Below are 19,606 nucleotides of genomic sequence, written 5' to 3' on the forward strand. Positions count from 1 at the left end.
CAGCGGAGGCCTGGCCCCCGGGACTATTTCACTCCGCAAAGTCTGACGACTTTGCTGCGCGCCCGAAGCAAGTTCGGGCTTGCTGGGGGAACAGGCCGTGTCTCCGCGGGGACATGTCGCCCCCGGCTAGGGGCGGACGCGGCAAGATATAACCGGACAGGCTTTGCAAGTTACCGCAAAAATAAAGTCGTAAGAGAACTAATTACTCTGGAGCGGATTACATCGGGTCGAATAGACCTGTGGACAGATACCGTTCTCCCGTGCTGGGCAAGATCGTCACGATGCGCTTCCCCTTGCCCAGCTGCTCCGCGAGGGCGATGGAGGCGTGGATCGCCGCGCCCGAGCTGATGCCGACGAAGATCCCCTCTTTTTCCGCCAGGGCGCGGCTGACCTTCTTGGCCTCCTCGTAGGAGACCTGGATCACCTCGTCGATCACGTCGCGGTTCAGGATTTCGGGGACGAAGCCGGCGCCGATGCCCTGGATCTTGTGCGGGCCGGGCTTGCCGCCGGAGAGGACCGGGGACTCGGTGGGCTCGATCGCGACGATGCGGACTTTGGGATTTTCCTTCTTTAGGACCTCCCCTACCCCCGTGATCGTCCCGCCGGTACCCACGCCGGCGATGAAGACGTCCGGGACCCCGCCCAAGGCCTCGAGGATCTCGGGGCCCGTGGTGCGGCGGTGCACCTCGGGGTTGGCGGGGTTCTTGAATTGCTGCGGCATGAAGACCTTCGATTCTTTTTCCGCCAGCTCGGTGGCGCGCTCGATGGCGCCGCGCATGCCCTTGGGGCCGGGCGTCAAGACCAGCTCGGCGCCGAAGGCCCGCAGCATCAACTTGCGCTCCTGGCTCATCGTCTCGGGCATGGTGAGGATCAGGCGGTAGCCCCGCGCGGCGCAGGTCATGGCAAGGCCGATGCCGGTGTTGCCGCTGGTCGGCTCGATGATGACGGTCTCGGGGGTGATCAGGCCGCGCTGCTCGCCGTCGAGGATCATGTTGAGGCCGATCCGGTCCTTCACGCTGCCGGCCGGGTTTTCGCTTTCCATCTTGCCCCAGAGCTCGGCGGCATTGTCCGAGACCAGGCGCTGGATGCGCACCATCGGGGTGTTGAAGACCAGTTCGAGGATGTTTTTTCCGATGCGCGGCATGGGGCACCTCTTAATGAATTTCGGGTTGCTCGGGCAGGCGGTTGAGCTCTTCGGAGAGCTTGACCTCGGGGAGGACGTTCTTCTCGCGGGCCAGGGAGTCGCGCAGCTCGTCGATTTCCTTTTCGAGCTCGCGGATAGTCTTGTTCTTCATCTTGACCTCGCGGGAGCGGGTGAAGGCGTTGACCGCGCCAATCAGGGCCGCGAACAGCATGCCCAAGGTGAAGCTGATGATGAGCAGGTAGCCGACCGGGAAGTCGATGGACTCGAGGTACAGGAAGGGCGGCATGTTGAACTTGAAGCTCACCAGCGTCGCCAGGCTCTGCGACTGGGAGGTCGAGTTGGTGATGAAGAAATTGGCGATGACGAAGATGATGAGCGCCGCGAGGATGACTTTGACAAAACGCCAGATGGCCATGGGGGCCTCCTATCGGTTTTTGTTCTTTCGGACGATCTTAGTGATCACGGGTGCGAGCCGGTCGTAGGTCTCCCACAAATACTCGATCATGGTCTTGGTCTCGGCCAGGACCGGCATCCAATTGGTGTCCCCCACCCAGCGCGGGACGACGTGCAGGTGCAGGTGGTCCCGGATCCCGGCGCCCCCTGCGGCACCCAGGTTGATCCCTAAATTATGCCCCTGCGGGAACATAGTCTTCTCGAGGGCCTTCACCGCGAGGCCCGAGAGCTCGACCATCTCGGCCTGTTCCGCGGGCTTGAGCCTCGCCAGGTCCTTGGTGTGCCGGTAAGGCACCACCATCAGGTGGCCGTTGTTGTAAGGGTAGCGGTTGAGAATGATGAAGTTGTGCCGGCCGCGGTGCAGGATGAGGTTGTTGCGGTCGTCCTTCTTGCGCGGCAGCTTGCAGAAAATGCAGCCCTTCTCCCGGGGGCCCAGGATGAATTCTTTTCTCCAGGGCGCCCAGAGGTTTTTCATTCGCCGCTCACCTTTTGCTTGGGCTCGGCGCCTTCGGCCTCGGGCCCGCCGTTGATGCGTTCTTTCAATTCTTTGCCGACCTTGAAGAAGGGGACGCGGCGCGTGGTGACGAAGACCTTCTCGCCGCTCTTGGGGTTGCGGCCTTGCCGGGCCTGCCGGGTGCGCACCTCGAAGCTGCCGAAGCCGCGGATCTCGATGCGGTCGCCCTTGCTGAGAGACTCGGTCATCTTGTCGAAGACGGTGTCGACGATGAGATCGACTTCCTTGCGGGAGAGCGTCTTCAGTTGCTCGGTCAGGATTTCGACCAGATCGCTTTTGTTCATGGCATGATCCCCTTTGTCCAATAAAGTGCGCGACCCTCGCGCAGGAAGTAAATCCATTTCAGCAGCCGGGACTCGACCTGCTCGTCGGCCAGGATTTCGAAGAGACCGGGCTTTTTCTTCTTCGGGTAGTGGAGCTCGGGCTCCTCCGTCCAACCCAGCATTTCCTTGGCCAGGTCGACCGCCCTTTGCTGGCCGCCCAGCTCGTCGACCAGCTTGAGCTTTTGCGCCTGCTCGCCCGTGAAGACGCGGCCGTCGGCCAGCTTGTCGACCTCCTCGATCGGGAGATTGCGCCCTTTCGCCACCGCCTCCTTGAATTGGCGGTGCATGTCCTCGAGGATGTTCTGCAAGTAGGCCCTGTCCTCGGGCGTCAGCTCACGCAGCGGGCTGCCGACGTCTTTCATCTTGCCCGACTTGAGCACCTCGGCGCGCACCTTGAGGAAGCTCAAGAGCTGCTCGATGTTGGCGTAATCCATCAGGACGCCGATGCTGCCGGTGATCGTGCCCGGAAGGGCGACGATCTTGTCGGCCGCGGCCGCGATGTAATAGCCGCCCGACGCCGCCACCGTCCCCATCGAGACGATGACCTTTTTCTTCTCCTTCACCCGAAGGACCGCCTGGTAGATCTCTTGCGAGGGGCTCACCGCCCCGCCCGGAGAATCGATTCGCAGGATCAAGGCCTTCAGGTCGTCGTTTTTATAGACCCGATTGAGCTCGTCCAGGGTCTCCTTCGGGTCGAAGATGCCGCCCTTGATCTCGACCACGGCCAGGGAATTTTTGCCGAAGATCGAGCCGCCCTCCCCCTCCGAGACCAGGGCGATGGCGAGGAGGAACATCGCCGCCGACAGGCCGACGAGGGCGAAACTGAGAATGAACAGCCAGAAGCTTTTTCCCTTCATTTAAGAAACACCGCCGTAGGGGGCGTTCGTGAACGCCCCCTACGATGTTGGCGCTCCGGTCGGCCGCGGGGCCGCCGGGGCGCCGGAAATGTGCCGGATTAATTCTTCGACAAGACGTCCGACAGGGTCGCCGTAGCGTCGCCCTGCTTGGCGCGGAAGTCCTCGAGGGCCTGCTTCTCGGTCGACTTGTGGTAGGCGCGGATGCTGAGCACCACGCGATGTTCCTTGTCGTCGATGTTCGTGACCTGGGCCTCGATCTCGTCGCCCACCGCCGGAGACTCGCCGTCGAGCTCTTTGTTGGGGATGAAGCCTTGGACCTCGTCGCCCATGTCGAGGCTGACGCCGTGGTTTTCGACCGCGGTGACCTTGCCCTTGACGTGGCTGCCGGGCGCGAAACCCCGGATGATCTTCTGGAAGGGGTCTTCGTCGAGCTGCTTGACGCCCAGGGAGAAGCGTTCGTTTTCTTGGTCGATGTTGAGCACCACAGCCTCGACCTCTTGGCCCTTCTGATAGATCTCGGAGGGGTGTTTGGCCTTGTGGGCCCAGGAGAAGTCGCTGACGTGCACCAGGCCGTCGATGCCCTCTTCGATGCCGATGAAGACGCCGAAGTCGGTGACGTTTTTGACCACGCCCTTGACCCGCGAGCCGAGCGGGTACTTCTGCTGCAGCTGGCTCCAGGGGTTGGGCTCGATCTGCTTCATGCCGAGTGAGATGCGGCGGCTGTTGGAGTCGAAGTCGAGGACGACCGCCTCGATGAAGTCGCCGACGTTGACGATTTTGGAGGGGTGCTTCACCTTCTTGAGCCAGCTCATCTCGCTGACGTGCACCAGGCCCTCGACTCCCTCTTCGAGCTCGACGAAGGCGCCGTAATCCGTGACGTTGACGACTTTGCCTTTAAGCCGCGTCCCGACGGTGTATTTTTCGGGGACGCTCTCCCAAGGATCGGGGAGCAGCTGCTTTAAGCCCAGGCTGACCTTGTGGCTGTCCTGGTCGAACTTGAGGACGACGACCTTGAGGGTTTGGCCCAGCGCGACGACCTCGGAGGGGTGGTTGATGCGGCCCCAGGTCATGTCGGTGATGTGCAGCAAGCCGTCGATGCCGCCCAAGTCGATGAAGGCGCCGTAGTCGGTGATGTTTTTGACTTGGCCCTCGACCACCTGCCCTTCGGCGATATTCTTGAGCAGCTCGGCCTTTTGCACCTCGCGCTCCAGCTCGAGGATGGCGCGGCGGGACAACACGACGTTGCCCTTGGCCTTGTTGAGCTTGAGGATCTTGAAGCGGAACTTTTTGCCGATCAGCCGGTCGAGGCTTTTGACCGGCTTGAGGTCGATCTGCGAGCCCGGGAGGAAGGCGCGCACGCCGCCCACGTTGACGACCATGCCGCCCTTGATCTTGTTGATGATGACGCCTTCGATGATGCCGTTTTCTTTTTCGACCTCGGCCAGCTTGTCCCAGGCCTGGAGGGCGTCCGCCTTCTCCTTGCTGAGTACGACCATGCCGGATTCGTCTTCCGCGGCCTCAAAGACCACATCCACCTTATCACCGGGTTGGACCGTGACTTCTCCGTCCAGATTGCGAAATTCGTCGATGTTGATCTGCCCCTCCGACTTGAAGCCGATGTCGACCATGACATAGTCGCGAGTGACCTTGACCACGGTGCCTTTAACGAGTTCGCCCTCGTTAAGGGGATGTTTTTTAAGGGATTCTTCAAAAAGAGCCCCAAAGTCTTCGATTTGATTTTGCATATTACAGTTTAAAAACCTCCTGGGTTTCTGAATTTTACCTTGAAAAAGGTCGGCGGACTATAGTGGCTTTGCCTAAACGTGTCAAAAAGAAAATGCCTAGTTTCTGGATAGTTAGGGGCGGGGTTCAGCCCTCAAACTCGACCTTGGCGCCCAGGGATTGGAGCTGGTCGAAGAAATTGGGATAGGAGGTCTGTACGCAGTCCACGTCGAGGACCCGGGAGGGCCTGGGCGCTCGGGTGGCGGCGACGGCCATGCTCATGGCCACCCGGTGGTCGGTGCCGCTCTCGAAGTCGCCCGCCTGAAAGTTCGCCGGTCCCGTCACGTCGATGCCGTCCGACACTCCCCTCGCCTTCACCCCCAGCTTGGCCAGCTCGCGTTCCATGGCCGCGATGCGGTCCGTCTCCTTGACCCGCAACTCCTCGGCGTCCCGCACCTCGGTGGTCCCCTGGGCGGCCGCGGCGGCGATGCAGAGGATGGGGATCTCGTCGATCAACCTCGGGATTAAGGCCCCGGAGATCCGGGCGGCCCTTAAGGGGGCGGAGCGGACGCGCAGGTCGGCAACGGGCTCGCCGCCGATTTCGCGGGGATTCAGAGTTTCGAAGGGAGTCCCCATCGCCTGCAGCACTTCGAGGACGCCGGTGCGGGTGGGATTGATGCCGACGTTTTTCAGCAGGATCTCGGAGCCACTGCCGATCGCCCCTCCCACTAGGAAGAAGGCCGCCGAGCTGATGTCACCGGGGATCTCGAGGTCCTCGGCCTTGAGGCTTTGCCCCGAGCGGAGGCGGATCAGGCCGCCGGAGATTTCCAGTGCCACGCCCTTGTGCCGGAGCATCCGCTCGCTGTGGTCGCGCGAGGCCGTCCCCTCCTCCACGCCGGTCTCGCCCGAGGCGTAGAGGCCCGCCAGCAGGATGGCGCTTTTGATCTGGGCGCTGGCCACGGGGAGCTTGTAATGGATGCCGCGCAGCGGGCGCCCCGTGACCTTGACGACGCGCTCGGTCTCGGAGGCGCGGAATTCCTCGATCTGGGCGCCCATCTCGCGCAGCGGCTTCGCGACCCGTTCCATGGGACGGCGGTTGAGGCTGGCGTCGCCGGTCAGGCGCGACTCGAAGGGCTGGCCGGCCAGAATGCCCATCATCAGGCGCATCGTCGTGCCGGAGTTCCCGCAGTCGAGGACTTTTTGCGGGGGTTTCAAGCCCCTCAATCCGACGCCTTGGACGACGACGCGGTCCGGAAAAATATCGACTTGGACGCCCAGCTCCCGGAAGCAGCCGATCGTGGAGAGGACGTCCTCCCCCATCAAGAGGCCGCGCAGCGTGGAAACCCCCTCCGAGAGGGCCGAGAGCATGACGGCCCGGTGCGAGACCGACTTGTCGCCGGGGACCTGGATCTCGCCCCTCAGCGTCGGGGCGGGGTGGACGCGGACGTTCTTCACAGCTTCCTCCGCACCCTCGCGGCCGACTCGAAGAATTTCTCCAGCCCCTTAGCGTCCCGCTTGGCCAGCAGGCCCTTCAGCTGCTTGAGGAACTGCTCGTGGCGGTCGATCATGCGCAGGATCTCGCGGTGATTGTCGAGGCCGATGTCGGTCCACATCTGCGCCGAGCTGGCCGCGATGCGGGTGACGTCGCGGAAGCTGCTGCCGGAGAGCTTCAGGGCCTTGCCCCCTTGCAGGCCCATCGCCGCGTGCACCAGGGCGTAGGCGAGCATGTGCGGGAGGTGGCTGATCGCGGCGAGGATCTCGTCGTGCTCTTTGGGCGAGATCGCGAGGGGTTTGGCGCCCAGGGCCTTGGCCAGCCGGCTGAGGCGCTTGGCGGCCTTTTGGCTCGCCGCGGAATCGGGCGTGAAGACCCACCAACGCCCCTCGAAGAGGCCCTCGAGGGCGGAGGCCATGCCGGTCTTCTCGGTGCCGGCGATGGGGTGGCCGCCGACGAAGACCACGCCCTTCGGCAAAAGCTTCTTGGCCCGGCGGACGATGTTCTCCTTGGTGCTGCCGACGTCGGTGACGACGGCGCCCTTTTTCAGGCCGGGGGCGATCTTGCGCAGCAGCTCGGGGATGTGGCGCACGGGCGTCGCCAGGACGACCAGGTCGGCGTCGCGCACTGCCGCGACCGGGTCGCCGGTCACGGCGTCGCAGGCCCTGCGCTTGAGCGCCGCGCGCCGGGAGGGCGCCGAGCGGTTGTAGCCGACGACGCGCCGGGCGAGGCGGCGTTTCTTGAGGTCGAGGGCGATGGAGCCGCCGATGAGGCCGAGGCCGAGGATGGCGATGTTGTTGTAGAGCTTCGCCACTGTCTTACTTTCCCACTTCCCGCGGATACGAACCCAATATTTGGAAGAAACTGCACTCCTTCTCCATCTGCGCCAGCACTTCCCTGATCTCGGGACTCTCCTGGTGGCCGTCCAAGTCGATGAAAAAGACGTACTCCCAGGCCCGCTTTTTCAGCGGCCGGGATTCGATCTTGGTCAGGTTGATGCGGTGGTCGGCCAAGGGCTTCAGCAGCCGGAACAGGACGCCCGGCTCGTCGCGGGTCGAGAACATGATCGAGGTCTTGTCCTGCCCCGTCGGCGAGGTGGCCCGCTTGCCGATGACCAAAAACCGGGTGAAGTTGTTCGGATAGTCCTCGATGTGCCGGCGCAGGACGTTCAGGCCGTAGAGCTTGGCGGCGTAGTCGCTGGCGATGGCGGCGGCGCCCTTCTCTTTGGCCGCGAGCACGGCGCCCTTCGAGTTGGAGTCGGTCGGCAGGAGCTTGGCCCCCGGCAGGTGCTCTTCCAGCCAATTGCGGCATTGGGCCAGGCCCTGCGGATGGGCGTAGACTTTCTTGATGGCGCGCAGGTCCTTCGCCTTGGAGAGGAGGTTGTGGTTGATCTCCATTTGGATTTCGCCGCAGATCGTGAGCGTGAACTCCATGAAGAGGTCGAGCGTGTGCGAGACGACGCCCTCGGTGGAGTTTTCGATGGGGACGATGCCGTAGTCGACGCGCGAGTTGACGACCTGCTCGAAGACCTGTCGCGGCGTGGTCTGCGGAACGAACTGCGTCGCGATCCCGAACTTCCTAATGGCGGCCAGGTGCGTGTAGGTTCCTTCGGGCCCGAGATAGGCCACCTGGAGCGGTGCTTCGAGGGCCAGCGAGGCGCTGAGGATCTCGCGAAAGATCCCCTCCACCGCCCGGTTGTCGTAGGGACCTCGGTTGAGCCGCCGCAGCCGCTGGAAGACCAGGGCCTCGCGCTCGGGGATGTGGAAGGCGCTGCCCTGCTTTTGCTTGATGCGCCCGATGGCCTGCACCTCTTTGCCCCGTTTCGAGAGCAGGTCGAGAAGCTTGGCGTCGAGGGCGTCGATGCGGTCGCGGTGTTTTTTGAGGTCTTCGGACTGGCCCATGAATCCACCTTTGCCTGGCCAGGCTGTCCTACTTTTGAAAGGCGGAAGAGTCAATGATTTGCGGGATTTCGCCCGTCGGACGGGTCAGGCCGCGTAGGCCCGGTGGAAGCAGGCCTGCATGCGCCGCAGGTATTCGGAAAAACATTCGGACTCGAAGGCGAGCAAGGCGTCGGCTTCGCCCTCGCTGAAGCCGGGGACGAGCGGCATCTTGCCCTCGAGGTAGCTTAGGTGCTCGCTCTCGTCCTTGATGATCTTTTGAATGATGATCTTCGAGGGGGCCTCGGAGAGCCGGTTGTAATAATGGGGGTAGACGCTCATCGCCCGCTTTTCGACGATGAAGCTGGTCAGGAGGTAGCAGTAAAGCGGGTTCTCGGCGCCGTTGGCCCTTTGCACCCAGGCGTCGATCTCGCCGTCGATCTTTTGGAAATAGTCCTCCGCGATGTCTTGGTATTCTTGGGAAAAACTCTCCCCCTTCTGGCGGCCGAAATTTTTTTCGGCCAATTCCCTCAGCATGTAGCTGTGTTGGATCTCGTCGGTGAGGTGGTGGTAGACGCCTTTGTTGACGTTGTCGTAACCCAGGGCCTTCACCATTTTGCGGTAGCCGATGTACTCGAGGTAGGAAAGCGAGCGTAACCACAGGTAATGCTTGGATTCGGTCGCCGTGACCTCGTCGAGGAAGGACTGCCAGTCTTGTTGTGCTTGGGCGTTCATACGCTTACCCCTTTTCGAAACACCCGCCCGAAATATTCCTGATTTCCGGGCTTTGCCTCATCGCGTCAAGGAAGTCAATAGCCCAAAATTCTTGTCTCCCCCGTGTAAAGAGGTTATGGGCGAGGCCATGATTCAACGATTTCGCGGCGGAATTTGGTGGGCGACCCTCTTGGTGGTCTTAATCGGCATCGGGGCGAGTGCCTATCTGGTCCAGCAGCATTTTCTGCACCTGCAGGCGGCCTTCACCTCGAAATCCCTCTGCAATATCAGCGCCTATTTGAACTGCGACCTGGTCCTGACCAGCGTCTATGCGAGCCTGGGCACCCTCCCCCTGGGAGGCCTGGGCCTGGTCTTCTACGTCTACCTCCTGGGCGCCCTGCTCTACGCGCGGCTGGCCCCGGACAGCCTGGCGGAGGTCTTGGCCCTCCCCGCCCTCTTGGCGTTGTTTTCCGTCCTGCTCAGCCTCTTCCTGGCCTACGTCAGCTTCTTCCAACTGCGTTCGATGTGCATCTTCTGCACCTCGCTCTACGTCGTGAATATCTTGCTCTGGTTTTTACTCAAGGCCCTGATCGGGCAAGGAGGACCCGTGACACTCTTCAAGCGCATCCCCTGGGGAAAGAGCCTCGCCTACTTCGCGATCGTCTTCGCGATCGGCGGGATCCTCCTCCACACCAGCCACAAGCAGTATGCGAAGGAGCTGTCCCCCGCCGATGCTAAGGCCTACCTCGAGCAATTCTTCGCGCAGCAGCCTTACAACATTGACGTCTCCGGCCGGCCCTTCTGGGGAAATCCCGACGCGAAGGTCGTGATCGCGGAGTTCAGCGACATGGAATGCCCCTACTGCAAGGTCGCCGCCTTCAATCTCAAGCCCATCCTGAGCGACTACAAGGACAAGGTGAAACTGGTCTTCCTGAACTATCCCTTGGACAAGAATTGCAACCCGGCGATCACCCGCGACCTGCACGTCAACGCTTGCAACGCGGCCTACGCCTCCTACTGCGCAGGCAAGCAGGGGAAGTTTTGGGAGTATCACGACGCGGCCTTCGAGCGGCAGCCGAAGTTCTCCCGGGAGTCGCTGGAGAACATCGCCAAGAAGCTGAAGTTGGATCTAAGCGCCTTCCAGGCCTGCCTGGGCTCGGAGGAAGCCAAGCAATTCGTCCTCGCTGATATCGAGCTGGGCAACAAGGCGAACGTCCAAGGAACGCCGGCGGTCTTCATCAACGGGCGGCCCTTCCCTAATTGGATCTCGAAGAAATTGGTGCATCAGGCGCTGGATCGGATCTTGGCGGAACAGTAGGGGCCGTTCGCGAACGGCCCCTACAGCCGCTGCGACAAAGCCATACTCTGAATTATCCAATTCGGCGCGTCTCGGGGCGGGCGAACACAAGGTTCGCCCCTACAGGTAGGTGATGCAGTAATCGCAGGCCTCGGCCTCTCCCGCCAGCACCGCGCGGGTCTTCTTTTTCTTTGGCGCCTTCCCAAGGCTCAGGACTTGGTCGCCGTGGCTGCCGTAGCGGTAGACCGTGATCCCCTTGCACTTCTGCTCGTAGGCCGACATGTAGACCTGGTAGACCTCCTCCCAGGTCGCGTCTTCCGGCAGATTTACCGTCTTGCTGACCGCGTTGTCGGTGTATTTCTGGAAGACCGCCTGCATCTTCACGTGATCGAGCGGCTTGAGATCCATCGCCGTCTTGAAGAGCTCTTGCAATTTCTTCGGCACCCCCGCCAGGCCCTGCACGCTCCCCGTCTCCGCGATCTTCGTGAAGAGCTCGCGGTCGTTCAATCCCTCGGCCTTCATTCGGGCGAGAAAGGTCGGGAGGATCTCGAGCGCCTCCTCCCCTTCCAAAAATTTACGATAGTAGCAGAGGGCGAAGGCCGGCTCGATGCCGCCGGTGGTGTTGGCAATGAGGCTCAAGGTGCCGCTGGGCGCGATCGTAGTCAGGGTGGCGTTGCGTATCGGCGGCATCCGCAGCTTCTCCAGGGCCGAGCCCTTGTAGTTGGGGAAGGCCCCCCGCTGCTTGGCCAGCGACATCGAGGCCTGGCGGCAGCGCTTGAGAAACAGCTTCATCGTGGTCGTCGCGAAGCTGCGCGCCTTGGCCGAGTCGTAGGGGATGTCAAGCTTCATCAGCATGTCGGCGAAGCCCATCACGCCCAGGCCGATCTTGCGGTTGCCCAGGGTGAGCTTTTGGATCTCGGGTAAGGGGTAGTGGTTGACGTCGATCACGTTGTCGAGGAAGCGCACCGCCAAATCGATCAGGATTTCGAAGCGCTCCTCGTCGAATTCGCCCTGGTTCACCAAGGCGGCCAAATTGATCGAGCCCAGATTGCAGCTTTCGTAGGGCAGGAGCGGCTGCTCGCCGCAGGGATTGGTCGCCTCCAGGGCACCCAGTTGGGGAGTCGGATTGTGGCGGTTGATTTCGTCCAGAAACAACAGGCCCGGGTCGCCGGTCGCGGCCGCGGCTTTGCAGAGCGCCTCGAAGATCTCCCGCGCCGGCACGAAGCGGACGATCTTGCCGTTGCGGGGATTCACCAGGGGATAAGTTGTCCCTTTTTTAAGGCAGCGCATGAAGTGGCTGGTGACGGCGACGGAGAGGTTGAAGTTCTCCAGGCCTCCCTCTTCCTTGGCGCGAATGAAGTCCATCACGTCGGGGTGGTCGACGCGCAGCACGCCCATGTTGGCGCCTCTTCGCTGGCGGCCCAGCTTGGCGACCTCGGTCGCGTTGTCGAAGAGCTTGAGGAAGGAGACCGGCCCGCTGGCCAGGCCCCCGGTGGAGCTGACGGGGTCGTTTTTGGGCCGGATCGAGGAGAAGCTGAAGCCGGTGCCGGCCCCCGTCTTGTGCAGCAGCGTCATCTGCTGGACCGCCTTGGTGATGCCCTCGATGCTGTCGGGCACAGGCAGGACGAAGCAAGCGGCCAGCTGGCCCTTTTCCTTGCCGGCATTCATCAGGGTCGGGGAATTGGGGAGGAACTCCAGATGGGACATCATCTGGTAGTATTCGTTTTCGTAGTAATCGACCTCGTCCAGCGAGCTGAAGGCGGCCTCGGCCTGGGCGACGGCGTGGGCGACGCGGCGAAACAGGTCTTTGGGGCTTTCGACGACGCGGTTGAGGCTGTCCCTCCGCAAATAGCGCGCCTCCAAAATCCTTAACGCGGTGGGCGAAAGGGACTTCATGCTCACAAACTCCTCTGATGGGAATTTTAATCCATCCCGAGTCAAGTCCCCAAAACAATCTTTGGAAAAAATGAAGGGGCCTGGAGCGGGGAATGACGCGATCGGTTAAATGCGGCGTTTTTGTAGAGGATTTATGCAGGGGCGAACCATTTTGGGTAAAAAAAAGTGCCCTTTTGGGCCACCTAAGACATGGAGCGGGAGACGGGGCTCGAGACGATTCGCCCGCTCGAAGTGAATTCGAGCGGGCTAAAGCCGTGGGTCCGAGCCCCTTGGATTCTTAAAGGGAGGTTTTTTTTGGATAAAAAAAAGGTGGCCTTTTGGGCCACCTAAGACATGGAGCGGGAGACGGGGCTCGAACCCGCGACGTCAACCTTGGCAAGGTTGCACTCTACCACTGAGTTACTCCCGCATGGGTGGGAGGCTCATATCGGCCTCCCCCGGAATTGTCAACCGTTCCGAAAACCTAGTCCCCTACCTCCAATTTCGAAAATCGCATGCGAATTTCGAAATTGGAGGAACCCCTTTGCTATCCCCTTCTTTATCAAAAATGCGAAATATGATCTAGGGCGCCCATGCATTGGGATGCCGTCATCATCGGGGCCGGAGCCGCGGGGCTGATGTGCGCCGTCGAGGCCGGGAAACGGGGCCGCCGGGTCCTCGTCCTGGAACACGCGGACCGGGTCGGCAAGAAGATCCTCATCTCCGGCGGCGGGCGCTGCAACTTCACCAACCGCAAGGTCGGCCCCGAGAACTTCCTCTCGGCCAATCCCCATTTCTGCCGCTCCGCCCTCGCCCGCTATCGCCCCGAGGACTTCATGGACCTCGTGCAAAGCCACGGCATCCCCTACTACGAAAAGACCCTGGGCCAGCTCTTCTGCCGCGGCTCCTCGAAAGAAATCGTGGCCATGTTGCTGAAGGAATGCGCGGCCGCCAAGGTCAAGATACACTTGAAGAGCCGTATATTTTCCATCGAGAATAACGGGCATTTTCGTTTGGACACCGACCAGGGTCTCCTGGAGGCCGGCGCCCTCGTCGTGGCCACGGGCGGCCTGTCCTACGCCCAGCTCGGGGCCTCGCCCTTCGGCTACGAGATCGCCCGCCGCTTCGGCCACGGCCTGATTGAGTGCCGGCCGGGCCTGGTCCCCCTCACCCTGCCCCCCGCGCTGAGCGAGCGCTGGCGCGAGCTGTCGGGCGTCTCCGCCGAAGTGCGGGTGTCCTGCGGCAGGGCGAGCTTCCGCGAGGCCCTGCTCTTCACCCACCGGGGCCTGAGCGGGCCGGCCATTCTGCAGGCCTCTTCCTACTGGGAGGCCGGAGAGCCGCTTCGCATCGACCTGCTGCCGGATCTGGAGGTCCGGGATTACCTCCTGCAGAAAAAAAGGGCCGGCGAGCGCTCCGAGCTGAAAAACCTCCTCGCCGCCCTCCTGCCCAAGCGCTTCGTCGAGCGCTGGTGCGAGCTGCACTTCCCCTCCCGTCCCCTCCCCCAATACTCCGACCGGGAGCTCGGCGAGCTGGGCGCCTTGTTGAAAAATTGGGAGCTCGTGCCGGAGGGAACCGAGGGTTACGCCAAGGCCGAGGTCACCCGCGGCGGCGTCGACACCGCCGGGCTTTCTTCCAAGACCCTGCAGTCGCAAAAAGTCCCCGGGCTTTATTTCATCGGCGAGGTCGTGGACGTGACGGGTTGGCTGGGCGGCTATAACTTTCAATGGGCCTGGGCCTCGGGCTTCGCGGCGGGTCAGGCGCTTTGAATGAGGGCCTCTTTATCCGGGCGCGAGAGCCGCTTGATGGCCGCCTCCCGGATCGAGGCCGCGGAGCGGTCGGGCTGCGGCTCCTGATACACCAGGGTGACGGGCAGACGGGCGCGGGTGTAGCGCGAGGCCTTGCCCTCCAGGTGCCGTTCGAGGCGCTTCGCGAGGTCTTTGGCGATGCCGGTGTAGAGGCTGCCGTCGGCGCATTTCAGGATGTAGACAAACCACCCGGCTTGATTCATGATCCGCCCTATGGAAGTTCCCTCGATCAAAAATCTGCAGCAGCGCGCCCTGCGCCTGGTCCAAGACCCCGAACAGCTCGACAAGCTGGTTCAGGAGGCCGACGCCAAGGCCCAGGCCCAGCAGTCGCGGCTGGGTGCCTTTTGGGACGAATTGAAAACTTTGCTCCGCCTCCTGCGCGCCTACGGGACCGGCCGCTACCGCGACGTCCCCTGGAAGTCGCTCCTGGCCGCGGCGGGGGCCGTGTTGTACTTCCTCAATCCCTTCGATCTTATCGCCGATTTCATCTACGCCTTCGGCTTTGTCGACGACGCCGTGGTGGTCGGCCTGGTATTGTCCTCGATCCGCCGCGACCTTCAACGCTTCACGGCCTGGGAACAGAGCCAAGAAATTCGAACAAGCGACGGTTGAAGGCCTCGGGGTTCTCGAGGTTGCTCATATGCGCGGCGCCGGGGATGATCTCGAGACGCGAGCCGCGGATTTTTTCGTGCATGGCCCGCGCCGCTTCCGGCGGCGTGGTTCGGTCTTTTTCCCCGACTAAAATGAGGACCGGTACCCGGACTTTTTCGAGCGAGGCCGTCGTGTCGCTGCGCGCCGCGAGGGCGATCAGGGTGCCGGCGATGCCGCGCGGCGGGGTGGCCGCGACGATGCCGCGGATCAAGGCCACCGCCTCGGGTCGGCGCTCGAAGCTCTCGGGCGCGAAGACGGCCTTCAGGAAGCCCTCGGCGAAATGCGCCGAGCCCTTTTCCTTCACCTCTTTGACTTGGGCCGCGCGGCGGAGCTTGGCTTCGTCGGCATCGGCCTCGCTGCGGGTGTCGCAGAGGGCGGCGGCGAGAAACCTTTCGGGGTTTCGCTCCAGGGCGCGGAGCGCGATATAGCCGCCCATCGAAAGGCCCACCACGACCGCCTTCTCGATCGAGAGCCTATCCAGGAGGGCGATCAGGTCGTCGACGTGGCCCTCCAGCGTGTACTGCCCGTCTCCCGGGTCGCTGGCACCGAGGCCCTGCAAATCGTAGGCTATGGCGCGGAGACCGGCGGGAAGCGCCTCGAGCTGCGGGCGCCACATGGCGTGGCTGAAGGGAAAGCCATGGAGGAAGACCACGGGAAGCCCCCGCGGGTCCCCCGCCTCGCGGACGAAGAGCTTGCGGCCGTTAATGATCGTGTCCATGGGCGCCGTGGGCGTGGCCGTGGGCCACTTCCTGCTCGGTAGCCTCGCGCGCGTCGACGATCTCGACTTGGAAGGTGAGGTCGACGCCCGCGAGGGGGTGGTTGCCGTCGAGGATCACGTTTTTGTCGTCGAGGTCGGCGACGGTCATGGGGGGGCCGCCGGGGGCGTTGCCCACTTGGAACTTGTCGCCGATTTGGATCTCTTTCACCGGAAACTTGTCGCGCGGTACCTGGAGCACGAGGCTCTCGTCGCGCTCGCCGTAGGCCTGGCCGTGGGGTACCTGGAGGGTCTTCTTGTCGCCCTTCTTCAGGCCGCCCATTTGGGATTCGAGGCCGGGGATCATCTGCCCCACTCCTTCCATGAAGGTGAAGGGTTCGCCGCCCTCGGTGGAATCGATGAGATTGCCGTTGGGATCGGTCAGGGCGTAATGGAACGAAACAACTCGAGGATTGGACATGTTTTTCTCCTTGGCCTCGAAGCCTAATCGACTTATCTTCGCGAAATCCAGTGTTTTTCCGCAAGCCGGGCGAGATTTCTGTAACCGATGGCAACGCGCCGGCGTCTTAAGGGACATTCGGAGAAAACGGATTTTTTAAGGAGGCCGACCATGCGTTCCAAGACCCTTTCTTTTCTGCGCGTCCTCGGCGGCATCGCCTTGGCCGCCTGCGCCGTCTCCGCCCAGGCCTTGGAGGCCCCCAAAACGAAGTACCAGGGCCTGGACAAAAACAAGGACGGCGTGATCACCCGCCAGGAATGGCGCGGCAGCAGCCGCTCTTTCCGCAACCAAGATTGGAACAACGACGGCGTCCTCTCCGGCATCGAGCTGCAGGTCGGCGCCAAGCGCCCCGGCTCCGGGTTCGAGACGACCTACCAGGCGCGCTTCGAGGAGCTGGACGTCAACAACGACGGCATCCTCGTCAAGACCGAGTGGCGCGGCAATGTCCGCGATTTCTACAAGCTGGACGACAACGGCGACAAGGTCCTCACCCGCGTGGAATTCTCCGACCGCGAGGACGAACGCCTCGACCGCTTCGACAACCTCGACAAAAACAACGACGGCATTGTCTCGCGAGGCGAATGGAAGGAGAGCCGCGAGCTCTTCGAGCGCTTCGACGACAATCGCGACGGGGTCCTGAGCCGGGCCGAGTTCTACCGCAAGCGAGAGTCCGGCGACCGTAGCTTCGCCAGCCTCGACGATAACCGGGACGGCATCATCTCGAAGACCGAGTGGCGCGGCAAGAGCGAGGAGTTCAAGCGCATCGATTACGACCGCAACGGCGTCATCACCGCCCTGGAGTACCAGCAGCGCGACACGGTCTACCGGCCGGTGACCAAATAGGCGCCAGCATTCGCTGGACCTGGCGGGGGGATTCTTTTAGGTTCCGCCCATGACCCCCAAAACCCCGCGGCTCTTCGTCCCCGGCGACCTGGACGGCTTCTTCGGCCTCTTCATCGACAATCTGCTGCAGCTGATGCTGATCGCCGTCTTCAGCACCGCGGTGGCGGGCCTGCCCGAGGACTTGGTCACCCACCGCATCCTGCCGGGGGCGGCCGTCTCCATCCTCTTGGGCAACGTCTTCTATTCCTGGCAGGCCTGGCGCCTGGCCAAGCGCAGCGGGCGCGACGACGTCACCGCCCTTCCCTACGGAATCAACACCCCCAGCCTGGTGGCCTTCCTCTTCCTGATCATGGGGCCGATCTATCAGGAGACGAAAAATCCGACCTTGGTCTGGCAGGTCGGTCTCTTCGCCTGCCTGCTGAGCGGCCTGCTCGAGACCGTGGGCGCCTTTTTCGGCGACTGGCTGCGGCGCCACACGCCGCGGGCGGCCCTGCTCTCCTCCCTGGCCGGCGTCGCGCTCACCTTCATCGCCCTGGGCTTCATTTTCCAGATCTTCGCCTCTCCGGCCGTCGCGCTTTTGCCGATGATGCTGATCCTCTTCGCCTACGCGGCGAAGGTGAAGCTGCCCTTGGGCCTGCCCGGGGGTTTCGTCGCCGTCCTCTTGGGGGTCGGTTTGGCCTGGCTGCTGCGCCTGCTGGGCTTCGATTATTTCCAGCCGGCGGCCTTAAACTACAGCTTTGGCTTTCACCCGCCGCAGCCGGTGCCGGGCGACTTCGTCGCGATGCTCGGCAGCTCCTGGGGCTGGCGGCACATGGCGGTGATCTTCCCCATGGCCCTGTTCAACTTGATCGGCTCGCTGCAAAACTTGGAGAGCGCCGAGGCGGCCGGCGACCGTTACGAGACGCGGCCCTCGCTGATCGCCAACGGCCTGTGCAGCGTCCTGGCCGCCTTCCTCGGCTCGGCCTTTCCCACGACGATCTACATCGGGCACCCCGGCTGGAAGGCGATGGGCGCGCGGATCGGCTACTCGCTGCTGAACGGCGCCCTCATCACCCTGCTCTGCCTGTTCGGCGGGATCTCCCTGGTCTTGAGGTTCGTGCCCCTGGAGGCGACGCTGGGGATCCTGCTCTGGATCGGTCTGGTGATGACGGCCCAGGCCTTCCAGGAGGTGCCTCGGCGCCACGCCCTCGCGGTGGCGATGGGGCTCATCCCTTCGCTGGCGGCCTGGACGCTCATGGTGGTCGAGACCTCTCTGCAGAAGGCGGGGACGACGCTCCTCGCGGTCGCGCCCAAATTCGGCAACCAGCTCTTCATCCACGGCGTGATCGCGCTCAACCAAGGATTCCTGATCAGCTCGATGATCCTGGCCTCGGTGGTCGTATTTTTGGTCGAGCGGGAATTTCGCAAGGCCGCGGCCTGGTGCGCGGCGGCGGCCGTCCTGGCCGCGGTGGGCCTCATCCACGCCTACGACCTGACGGCGTTGGGCGTGCAGAATCATTTCGGCTGGGCCGCGGCGCCGGAGTTCGCCCTGTCCTACGGCCTGAGCGCGGCAGTCTTCCTGGCGGCGGCTTATTGGGTTAAGCCTGCAATGGGCGCCCCAGCGAGCGGCCGGGGGGAGTGAGCGCGTGACGAGGCGGACGGTGCGGCAAAAATCGCTGTGGGTCCCGGTCGGCGAGAAGGACCGCCTGCACCTGCGCCGCATCTGGAAAAATCCCCAGGGCCCGCCCCTCTTCCTGCTCCACGGCTCCGTCGAAAACGGCCGCGTCTTTTATTCCGAGGCCGGCAAGGGCCTCGCCCCCTACCTGGCCGAGCACGGCTACGACGTCTACGTCGGCGACCTGCGCGGCCGCGGCGCCTCCCGTCCCGCGATCGGGCCCCGCTCGCGCTACGGGCAGACCGAGCAGATCGCCGAGGATATCCCCGCGATGCTCCGCGCCATCCGCGAACGGCGGGGCCCCGTCCCGCAGCACTGGATCGCGCACAGCTGGGGCGGCGTCCTGCTGGCCTCCGCCTACGCGCGCTTTCCCGAGATAAGGCCCTGGGTGAAGTCCCTCGCCTGCTTCGCGAGCAAGCGGCGCATCCGCGTCTTCAATTGGGAAAAATTCGTCAAGATCGACCTGTTTTGGAATTGGGGGGCCAGGTTCCTGGTGGGGCTCTACGGCTACCTGCCGATGAAAGAGCTGCGCCTGGGCGCCGACAACGAGACCGCCCTCTCCCACCGGCAAAACCGCCTGTGGGTGCAGCCGAACTATCCCTGGATCGACCCGGCCGACGGCTTCGACTACGCGGCGGCCCTGGCCGAGGCGAAGCTGCCGCGGACCCTGCACCTCGTGGGCTGCGCGGACCGCAGCCTCGGACACCCGAGCGACGTGGAGGATTTCATCCAGGAGACGCATCCCGGCCGCTTCGAATATCGTATCTTGGGAAGGCGCTGGGGAAACCTCCACGACTACGGGCACATCGACATCCTGACGCACCCCGACGCGCGGGAAGATCATTTCCCCTGGCTATTGCATTGGTTGAAAGGCGAGCCCTTGCCTACTCGTCCAGGACGAAGGTGATCCAGCACTCGACGCGGTACTCGACGATCTTTTTCTTCTCCACCTTCGCCTTTTGGGCGACGACCTCCAAGCCGGTGATGCCGCGCAGGGTCTTGGCGGCGCGAGAGATGGCCTGGTTGACGGCGTCGTGGAAGCTTTCCTTCGAGGAAGCCACGATTTGGGTCTTGCGAGCGACGGCCATAGGAGACTCCTTTCGAGGTTTTTGGGATGGGGAAATTATAGGAGTCCGGGGACTAATTAAAAACCTTTATTTTCGGGAACCCG

Annotated in this window: 21 protein-coding genes and 1 tRNA gene; 6 read left to right on the forward strand and 16 right to left on the reverse strand. The window is 63.0% G+C overall.

All coding sequences use genetic code 11. The features are described 5' to 3' along the window. Window positions 1–217: 217 nt before the first annotated feature. From cysK to FBR05_02690, 10 genes are all read right to left on the reverse strand, one after another. Entirely contained in the window at window positions 218–1,144 is a 927-nt protein-coding gene (gene cysK, locus FBR05_02645) for a cysteine synthase A (protein MDL1871084.1), read from the reverse strand. Window positions 1,145–1,154: 10 nt separating this feature from the next. After that, window positions 1,155–1,559, reverse strand: a complete 405-nt coding sequence (locus FBR05_02650; protein ID MDL1871085.1) for a LapA family protein — start codon at window positions 1,557–1,559, stop codon at window positions 1,155–1,157. 9 nt (window positions 1,560–1,568) lie between these two features. Next, window positions 1,569–2,072, reverse strand: coding sequence for an HIT domain-containing protein (locus FBR05_02655; protein ID MDL1871086.1), 504 nt, complete (start codon window positions 2,070–2,072; stop codon window positions 1,569–1,571). Beyond that, entirely contained in the window at window positions 2,069–2,395 is a 327-nt protein-coding gene (locus FBR05_02660) for an integration host factor subunit beta (protein MDL1871087.1), read from the reverse strand. The genes FBR05_02655 and FBR05_02660 overlap by 4 nt, the downstream gene beginning before the upstream one ends. Then, window positions 2,392–3,291, reverse strand: coding sequence for a signal peptide peptidase SppA (gene sppA / locus FBR05_02665; GenBank protein ID MDL1871088.1), 900 nt, complete (start codon window positions 3,289–3,291; stop codon window positions 2,392–2,394). Before sppA ends, FBR05_02660 begins: the two co-directional genes overlap by 4 nt. Window positions 3,292–3,389: 98 nt before the next feature. After that, a complete protein-coding gene (locus FBR05_02670; protein ID MDL1871089.1) occupies window positions 3,390–5,036 on the reverse strand; it encodes a 30S ribosomal protein S1 in 1,647 nt (548 codons plus the stop codon). A 124-nt stretch (window positions 5,037–5,160) separates the two neighbouring features. Further along, a complete protein-coding gene (gene aroA / locus FBR05_02675; protein MDL1871090.1) occupies window positions 5,161–6,468 on the reverse strand; it encodes a 3-phosphoshikimate 1-carboxyvinyltransferase in 1,308 nt (435 codons plus the stop codon). Then, window positions 6,465–7,346: a prephenate dehydrogenase gene (locus FBR05_02680; protein MDL1871091.1), complete on the reverse strand. Its 882-nt coding sequence runs from the start codon at window positions 7,344–7,346 to the stop codon at window positions 6,465–6,467. Before FBR05_02680 ends, aroA begins: the two co-directional genes overlap by 4 nt. Continuing rightward, a complete protein-coding gene (pheA, locus tag FBR05_02685) occupies window positions 7,324–8,406 on the reverse strand; it encodes a prephenate dehydratase (GenBank protein MDL1871092.1) in 1,083 nt (360 codons plus the stop codon). The genes FBR05_02680 and pheA overlap by 23 nt, the downstream gene beginning before the upstream one ends. Before the next feature lie 84 nt (window positions 8,407–8,490). Further along, window positions 8,491–9,117 carry a long-chain fatty aldehyde decarbonylase gene (locus tag FBR05_02690; GenBank protein ID MDL1871093.1) on the reverse strand — a complete coding sequence of 209 codons (627 nt, stop codon included), beginning with the start codon at window positions 9,115–9,117 and terminating at the stop codon, window positions 8,491–8,493. A gap of 115 nt (window positions 9,118–9,232) precedes the next feature. Between FBR05_02690 and FBR05_02695 the strand changes: the two genes are divergently transcribed. Beyond that, a complete protein-coding gene (locus FBR05_02695) occupies window positions 9,233–10,414 on the forward strand; it encodes a hypothetical protein (GenBank protein MDL1871094.1) in 1,182 nt (393 codons plus the stop codon). Window positions 10,415–10,513: 99 nt separating this feature from the next. On the opposite strand, the gene FBR05_02700 is transcribed toward FBR05_02695, so the two are convergent. Then, window positions 10,514–12,289 carry an adenosylcobalamin-dependent ribonucleoside-diphosphate reductase gene (locus FBR05_02700; GenBank protein MDL1871095.1) on the reverse strand — a complete coding sequence of 592 codons (1,776 nt, stop codon included), beginning with the start codon at window positions 12,287–12,289 and terminating at the stop codon, window positions 10,514–10,516. 334 nt (window positions 12,290–12,623) lie between these two features. Further along, window positions 12,624–12,698: transfer RNA gene (locus FBR05_02705), tRNA-Gly, on the reverse strand. A gap of 163 nt (window positions 12,699–12,861) precedes the next feature. Between FBR05_02705 and FBR05_02710 the strand changes: the two genes are divergently transcribed. Next, window positions 12,862–14,034, forward strand: coding sequence for an NAD(P)/FAD-dependent oxidoreductase (locus tag FBR05_02710; GenBank protein ID MDL1871096.1), 1,173 nt, complete (start codon window positions 12,862–12,864; stop codon window positions 14,032–14,034). Here the strand turns inward: FBR05_02710 and FBR05_02715 are convergent. Further along, window positions 14,022–14,276 (reverse strand): GIY-YIG nuclease family protein, encoded by a 255-nt coding sequence (locus tag FBR05_02715; GenBank protein MDL1871097.1) that lies wholly within the window; start codon window positions 14,274–14,276, stop codon window positions 14,022–14,024. The two genes, FBR05_02710 and FBR05_02715, sit on opposite strands and share 13 nt — an antisense overlap. Between FBR05_02715 and FBR05_02720 the strand changes: the two genes are divergently transcribed. Further along, window positions 14,275–14,685: a DUF1232 domain-containing protein gene (locus tag FBR05_02720; protein ID MDL1871098.1), complete on the forward strand. Its 411-nt coding sequence runs from the start codon at window positions 14,275–14,277 to the stop codon at window positions 14,683–14,685. The two genes, FBR05_02715 and FBR05_02720, sit on opposite strands and share 2 nt — an antisense overlap. Here FBR05_02720 and FBR05_02725 read toward each other — a convergent pair. Then, window positions 14,639–15,442 carry an alpha/beta fold hydrolase gene (locus FBR05_02725; protein ID MDL1871099.1) on the reverse strand — a complete coding sequence of 268 codons (804 nt, stop codon included), beginning with the start codon at window positions 15,440–15,442 and terminating at the stop codon, window positions 14,639–14,641. The two genes, FBR05_02720 and FBR05_02725, sit on opposite strands and share 47 nt — an antisense overlap. Next, the gene (locus FBR05_02730; protein ID MDL1871100.1) at window positions 15,426–15,899 is read right to left on the reverse strand and encodes a peptidylprolyl isomerase; all 474 of its coding nucleotides are present in this window, start codon (window positions 15,897–15,899) and stop codon (window positions 15,426–15,428) included. The genes FBR05_02725 and FBR05_02730 overlap by 17 nt, the downstream gene beginning before the upstream one ends. Before the next feature lie 87 nt (window positions 15,900–15,986). On the opposite strand from FBR05_02730, the gene FBR05_02735 reads away from it, so the two are divergent. The 3 genes from FBR05_02735 to FBR05_02745 all read left to right on the forward strand — a co-directional run bounded on the left by FBR05_02735 (window position 15,987) and on the right by FBR05_02745 (window position 19,342). Next, on the forward strand, window positions 15,987–16,781 hold the full coding sequence (locus tag FBR05_02735; GenBank protein MDL1871101.1) for a hypothetical protein: 795 nt from the start codon (window positions 15,987–15,989) through the stop codon (window positions 16,779–16,781). 49 nt (window positions 16,782–16,830) lie between these two features. After that, complete coding sequence (locus tag FBR05_02740; protein MDL1871102.1) at window positions 16,831–18,402, forward strand: NCS2 family permease; 1,572 nt, start codon at window positions 16,831–16,833, stop codon at window positions 18,400–18,402. Between the two features lie 112 nt (window positions 18,403–18,514). Next, window positions 18,515–19,342 carry an alpha/beta fold hydrolase gene (locus FBR05_02745; protein MDL1871103.1) on the forward strand — a complete coding sequence of 276 codons (828 nt, stop codon included), beginning with the start codon at window positions 18,515–18,517 and terminating at the stop codon, window positions 19,340–19,342. On the opposite strand, the gene FBR05_02750 is transcribed toward FBR05_02745, so the two are convergent. Beyond that, a complete protein-coding gene (locus FBR05_02750; GenBank protein ID MDL1871104.1) occupies window positions 19,320–19,523 on the reverse strand; it encodes a dodecin domain-containing protein in 204 nt (67 codons plus the stop codon). The two genes, FBR05_02745 and FBR05_02750, sit on opposite strands and share 23 nt — an antisense overlap. Window positions 19,524–19,606: the final 83 nt, after the last annotated feature.

The sequence above is a fragment of the Deltaproteobacteria bacterium PRO3 genome, assembly GCA_030263375.1.
Lineage (GTDB): Bacteria > UBA10199 > UBA10199 > DSSB01 > DSSB01 > DSSB01.